This window comes from Actinomadura sp. HBU206391 (assembly GCF_014323665.1).
Lineage (GTDB): Bacteria > Actinomycetota > Actinomycetes > Streptosporangiales > Streptosporangiaceae > Actinomadura_C.
The window spans coordinates 1-5753 of record NZ_JABVEB010000312.1 but is presented as its reverse complement, the minus strand read 5'-3'; the positions used below and the strand labels follow the sequence as shown (position 1 = coordinate 5753).

Here is a 5753-nt window from a genome sequence, read left to right as displayed (position 1 = left end):
GCACTGGTCCTTACATCTCAGGACTTCTGGGCCTTTCGTGGTTGTTCACGAATCAAGCGGATCGCGGCCGGCGAGGACCAGCCGGCCGTGCTCCGCCCGGACCTCGGAACCGAAGGCCGCGCAGGATTCGGTGAAGCGCCGCCGGATCCACTCCCGTTCGGCGCCCTCCGCCAAGCGCGTACGGCAGTAGTCCAGGGCCAGCGGCACGCCCTCGATCAGCCGGGGCCCCCGCTCGTCCAGCGTCACCATGAACAGCAGTCCGAGATCGTTGCGCTTCAGCGGATCGACCGCGTAGTCGTCGATGAAGTCGCCCGCGTCGAAGACCACGGGCCAGTCCACGCCGTGGAAGACGTGCGCGGAGTGCCCGACCACCAGGGCGGCGCCCGCCTCCAGCAGGGCGGCGGCCGCCTCCCGGACGTACGGCGGCGGCTCGGTGGTCATGTTGGGACCCCAGTGCGGAGTGACGATCACCGTTCCGACGTCGCGCCGCAGCCGCCGTACCTCCTCGGGAAGCCAGCCGGGGACCCCGCGGCGCAGATCGGCGTAGGCGACACCGGGCCGATCCGCCGTCGCCGCGAAGTCCTCGGGATGATCGGTCACTCCCAGGACGGCCAGCCGCGCGCCCCTGGCCCGCAGGACGGCGGCGGAGCGCGCCTGGGCCTGGTCGGCGCCCGCGCCCACGACGCGGATGCCCGCGCCGGTGAGATGGGTGCGCGTGTCGGCCAGCGCGTCATAGCCGAAGTCGAGGGCGTGATTGTTGGCGAGGGTGACGCAGTGCACGCCCAGCGAGGCGAGCGCCTCGACCGCCCGGGGTGGCGCGCGGAAATGGAACATCTTGCCCGGGGCGTCCCAGGGGCGCCCGCGGTCCGAAACACAGCACTCCAGATTGATCACGATGAGATCGGCCGTGGCGAGGATCTGCCGCAGGCCGTCGGAGAACAACTCGCGCGGTGCCACGGTGGCGAGGCGCTCGGCCACCTTCCGGCCGAGCATCGTGTCACCGGCGAGGGCGACCTTGATCGGCATCGGCCACCTCCGCCGCCCGCGCGGTCACGGCGGCCACCGCCGCATGTCCGCGTCGCCCTCCCCGATGTCCGGACTCGATCTCACGGGTTCGAGCGGGGTCGGCCGGGGCCTGTCGGCCCGCGCGCCCGGTCTCGCGCGTGCGGATTCGTCGACGTCTCCGGAGGAACGCCAGTGGTGCGCGACGGTCACCGTGCACGGTGCGCGGTGCAGCATCGCCCGGCTCACCGGACCCAGCGTCAGCGGCGGGTGGACGCCCGCTCCCTGGTCGCCGACCACCAGCATCTCGGTGCCGGTGGCGGCCTTGACGAGCGCCTCGTGGGCGGGCTCCATCACCAGGCGCGTCCATGCGGCGACCTGCGGGTACTTGTCCCGCCACGGAGCGACGGCACGCTCGAGCAGGACGCCGGCCCGCCGCCTGATGATCTCGGGGTCGGTGTCGAGGGGCGGATCGCCGCAGCCGTGCACCGCGTGCACCTGCCAGCCCTTGAGGGCCGCCTCCTCGAACGCGAAGGCCAGAGCCGCGTCGCTCCCCGCGGATTCGTCCACCCCCACGACGATCCGCCCGTCCGCGGGCCCGGCACTGCGGATCACGACGACCGGGCAGCTCGCCATCGCTGCCAGGCGCATGGCGGTGGACCCCGCGGGCACATCCCCCTCGCCGCCCGAGCCGACCACGATGGCCTCGGCGTCCTCGGCCTCGTGCAGCAGGACAGAGGACGCCGGGCCGGGCAACAGGACCTTTCTGACCTGCACGGTCGGCGCGATGGTCCGCGCGATGAAGACGCCGTGATCCAGCACGTGCCCCGCCATGCGCTTGACGATCCCCAGCCATTCCGGATCGATCTGCGTCATGGGGTACTCCCAGTGCCACGCGTGACAGATGGTGACGCCGATGCGGCGCAGTTTCGCCTCCGTCACGGCCCAGCGGACGACGCGATCACCGTCCCTCGACCCGTCGTAGCCGACGACCACGTGCGAATGCCAGCTCATGGCCCCCTCCTCCGGCACTCGGGCCGCGGACCGGCGTACCCCGGCCGGCGAACGCCGCAGATTCCTTCCAGGACACCTCGACGCGATGGGAGATCCGTAGGGTCGTACGTCCCCGGCGCCGGGACATCGGTCCCTTGCCCGCGCCCTCCGCGACGGGGTGCGATGGAGGGGTGCCGTCGAGGGGTGACCCGGATCGCGGGGGTGCGACATGGAACGTATGAACGCGCTCGACGCCGGGTTCCTCTTCGCCGAACGTGAGAACACCCCGCTGCACATCGGCTCGGTCACGGTGTTCGAGGGGCCCGCCCCGGCCTACGGCGACCTCATCCGGATGATCCTCGGCAAGCTGGCGGACGTGCCCCGCTACCGGCAGCGGGTCCGCACCGTGCCTCTGAACCTCGGCCGACCGGTGTGGGTGGACGACCCGCATTTCCAGATCCTCTACCACGTCAGGCACACCGCCGTGCCGGCGCCCGGCGGTGCGGAGGAGTTGCGCAACCTCGCCGGGCGGGTGCTGGCGCAGAGCCTCGACCTGAGCAAGCCGCTCTGGGAGCTGTGGCTGGTCGAGGGCCTGGAGAGCGGCGGCTGGGCGCTGATCGCCAAGGTGCACCACTGCGTGGTCGACGGGGTGGGCGCCGGTGATCTGATGACCCTGCTGTTCGATCTCGCCCCGGACGCGGATCGCCCTGGGTCACCAGAGCCGTGGACCGCGGAGGCGGCGCCGTCGACGCTCTCGCTGGTGGTCGGCGGCCTGCGCGACACGGTGACCGAACCGGTGCGGCGATGGACCGGCGCTGCGGCGCTCGGCCGCCGGGTCTGCGACATCCGGGGAGTCTGGGAGTTCGTCGGCGGCCTGCCACGCAGCCTGCGGCCGGTCGCCGACCCCGCCGCGCGGTCGCTGAGCGGCCCGATCGGCCCGCATCGACGCTGGTCGTGGATGGAGGCCGAACTCGACGACGTCAAGGCGATCCGCAGGGCGTTCGGCGGCACGGTCAACGACGTGCTGCTGGCCGCCGTCGCCCGGGGATTGCGAGATGTGCTCGAGACGCGCGGAGAACTGAGCGAGCAGACCCGGGTGCGCTCACTGGTGCCGGTGTCAGTACGCGGCGACGACGAACACGCGATGCTGAGCAACCGGGTGTCCGGGGTGATCGTCACCCTGCCGTGCGGTGAGCCCGATCCGCTGGAGCGGTTGCGGCTGATCCGCGAGCAGATGGACGGTCTCAAGCGCACGCACCAGGCGATGGGCGCCGACGCGCTGGTCCGGCTGGCCGGTTACGCCCCCACGCTGCTGTCACTGGCCTCGCGCGCCGTGCTCGCGGCCGTACGGCCGCTGTTCCAGACGGTCACGACCAACGTGCCGGGGCCGCCCTTCCCGTTGTACGTGATGGGCCGGAAGGTGGTCCGGCTCTACCCGTACGTCCCCATCGCCGCCGGTGTCGCGGTCTCGACGGGGATCTTCTCCTACGCCGGGCGGCTCTACTTCGGCGTCACCGGGGACTTCGACTCGATGCCGGATCTCGACGTGCTGACGGCGGGCGTCCAGGCCGGCATCGCGGAACTCCTCGACGGCGCTCGCGCCGTCTGACATCTGCACGCCTATCGGCCTGCCCGTAATACCCTTTAGGTCTTGCTTGTTACACACTTCCGGATTGATGCCCCTGCGGCCAGGGAACTCGTGATCCACAAGTCGATCAGGAGGCCGCCATGGGTTTCGGATTCCGCAAGTCGCTGAAGTTCGGTCCGTTCCGCATCAACTTCTCCAAGACGGGGGTCGGGCACAGCGTCGGCGGCAAGGGCGCGCGTTATACCAAGACGGCCGACGGCCGACGGCAGATGACGTTGCGGGTGCCGGGCACCGGTCTGTCCTGGCGGCGATCGCTCGGCAGCCGGCGCCGTGACTGACGCCCTGATATGTCGCGCCGTGGTGTGAAGTCTTTGTCGAAAGGCCAGGTCGGCCCAGGTCCAGCCATAATCAGGTGGGCCGGAAATGAGTTATTTTGATGTCCTGACGCCGTGCGGCCGCCTGCCCCGGCATGGATCTGCGAGAGGTGTGCATGGGGTCGTGGCTCAGCGACGCGGAACAAGAGGGCTCCGTGCCGAGGCATGCGAACGGCGCGTGGATCGACAAGTTCCGTGCCGCGATCGCCGATGAGCTCCCGGCCGCGGTCGCGCTGCGCCACCGGCTCCATGCCGACCCCCGCGTATCGGGTGACGAGCACGACACCGCCCGCGCGGTGGTGCACGCTCTGGACGCCGGCGACGGGGTGGCCGTAGCCGGAACCGGCCGGCTCGTGAGGATCGGCGGGGAAGGCCCCCCGGTGGTGCTGCGCGCCGAACTCGACGCGCTGCCCATCCTCGAACAGACCGGGGTGGCCTGGGCCGCGCGGTCGGGGGTGATGCATGCCTGCGGACACGACGTGCACCTGGCCGCGCTGGTCGCGATCTGCAGAGCCGCCGCCCGGATCGGCGTCACGGTCCCGATCCTCGCACTACTGCAGCCGCGCGAGGAGACCGCGCCGTCGGGCGCCGAGGACGTCGTGGCGGCCGGCGTGCTGGACGACGCGCTGGCCGTCATCGGCGTGCACGTCCAGCCCAGACTGGCGAGCGGGGTCGTTTCGGCCACGGCCGGACCGGTCAACGCGGCGGCGGACGAGTTCGAGATCACGATCGACGGCCACGGCGGGCACGCCGGCTACCCGCACGTGACCCGCGATCCCGTACTCGCCCTGTGCCAGGCGGTGGTGAGCCTGCAGCAGGTGGCCAGCCGGCGGTTCGACCCGGTGCTCGGCGCCGTCTGTTCCGTGGGTCAGGTCACGGCGGGCAGCGCCCCGAACGTCATCCCCAGGACCGCCACGGCGCGCGGCAGCATCCGGGTGATGCGCGAGCAGGACCGGGCGGTGGCCGCCGATCTGATCCGCGACATCGTCTCCCACACCGCCGCGGCACACGGCTGCGAAGGGCGCGTGCGCGTCGACCGGCTGCAGCCCGTCCTGCACAACGCCCCGGCGCTCGCGGGCCGTGCGGCTCGATGGCTGACCGGCTTCGGGGTGACCACCGACACGGGCTTCCGCTCCTACGGAGCCGACGACTTCGCGCACTACCGCGAGGTCGCCGACGGCCTCATGCTGTTCGTCGGCACGGCCACGGACGCCTCCCCGGAGTCACCCGGCCTGCACCACGGCCGGTTCCTGCCGGACGACGCGCTGGTCGGGCAGGTCGCCGAGGGCTTCCTCGCCGGCTATCTGGCCGCCGTGCAGGGCGGCTGACCGGCGCCGATCGGTCACCACCGGTCCGTCACCACCGGTCCGTCACCACCGGCGATCCCGTTCGGCGCGCGCCGCGTCGGTGAAGTCGGGTTTACGGCGCGAGGTCCGATAGCCGCCAGCACTCCGCGAGTCGGGCGGGCAATGTGCGGATATGACCAAAAAGACGACGAACGCCCCCTTTCTCATTCACGTGATCCCCGCCGAGGAGCTCGCGCGCGTGCGAAGCGCCGGCTCCTCGGCCGGCCCCGTAGAGCGCATCGTCTCCGAAGGCGGTGACCCGCTGCGCTGCTGCCTGCGCGACTCCGAACCCGGGGAGGAACTGATCCTCTTCGGATACGAGCCGCCGATCCCGTCCAGCCCCTATCGCGAGATCGGCGCGGTGCTGGCACACGCCCGGCCGTGCGGCGGGCCCGCCGCCCTCGACCGCTACCCGCCGGGCTGGTACGGACGGCGTCAGGTGCTGCGGGC

Annotated in this window: 6 protein-coding genes; 4 read left to right on the top strand and 2 right to left on the bottom strand. The window is 71.7% G+C overall.

Annotated elements, in window-relative coordinates; all coding sequences use genetic code 11:
• Positions 1 to 45: 45 nt before the first annotated feature.
• Both HKK72_RS35090 and HKK72_RS35085 read right to left on the bottom strand, forming a co-directional pair.
• Positions 46 to 1026, bottom strand: a complete 981-nt coding sequence (locus tag HKK72_RS35090; protein WP_187238714.1) for a CapA family protein — start codon at positions 1024 to 1026, stop codon at positions 46 to 48.
• Positions 1027 to 1050: 24 nt separating this feature from the next.
• The gene (locus HKK72_RS35085; RefSeq protein WP_187238713.1) at positions 1051 to 2016 is read right to left on the bottom strand and encodes a universal stress protein; all 966 of its coding nucleotides are present in this window, start codon (positions 2014 to 2016) and stop codon (positions 1051 to 1053) included.
• A 208-nt stretch (positions 2017 to 2224) separates the two neighbouring features.
• On the opposite strand from HKK72_RS35085, the gene HKK72_RS35080 reads away from it, so the two are divergent.
• The 4 genes from HKK72_RS35080 to HKK72_RS35065 form a co-directional block, all read left to right on the top strand.
• Complete coding sequence (locus tag HKK72_RS35080) at positions 2225 to 3604, top strand: WS/DGAT/MGAT family O-acyltransferase (protein WP_187238712.1); 1380 nt, start codon at positions 2225 to 2227, stop codon at positions 3602 to 3604.
• 119 nt (positions 3605 to 3723) lie between these two features.
• On the top strand, positions 3724 to 3921 hold the full coding sequence (locus tag HKK72_RS35075; RefSeq protein ID WP_187238711.1) for a DUF4236 domain-containing protein: 198 nt from the start codon (positions 3724 to 3726) through the stop codon (positions 3919 to 3921).
• 131 nt (positions 3922 to 4052) lie between these two features.
• Positions 4053 to 5285 carry a M20 family metallopeptidase gene (locus HKK72_RS35070; protein ID WP_261987500.1) on the top strand — a complete coding sequence of 411 codons (1233 nt, stop codon included), beginning with the start codon at positions 4053 to 4055 and terminating at the stop codon, positions 5283 to 5285.
• A gap of 151 nt (positions 5286 to 5436) precedes the next feature.
• Positions 5437 to 5753, top strand: a 317-nt coding sequence (locus HKK72_RS35065; protein ID WP_187238710.1) for a DUF1203 domain-containing protein, incomplete at its 3' end; no start/stop codon positions are given.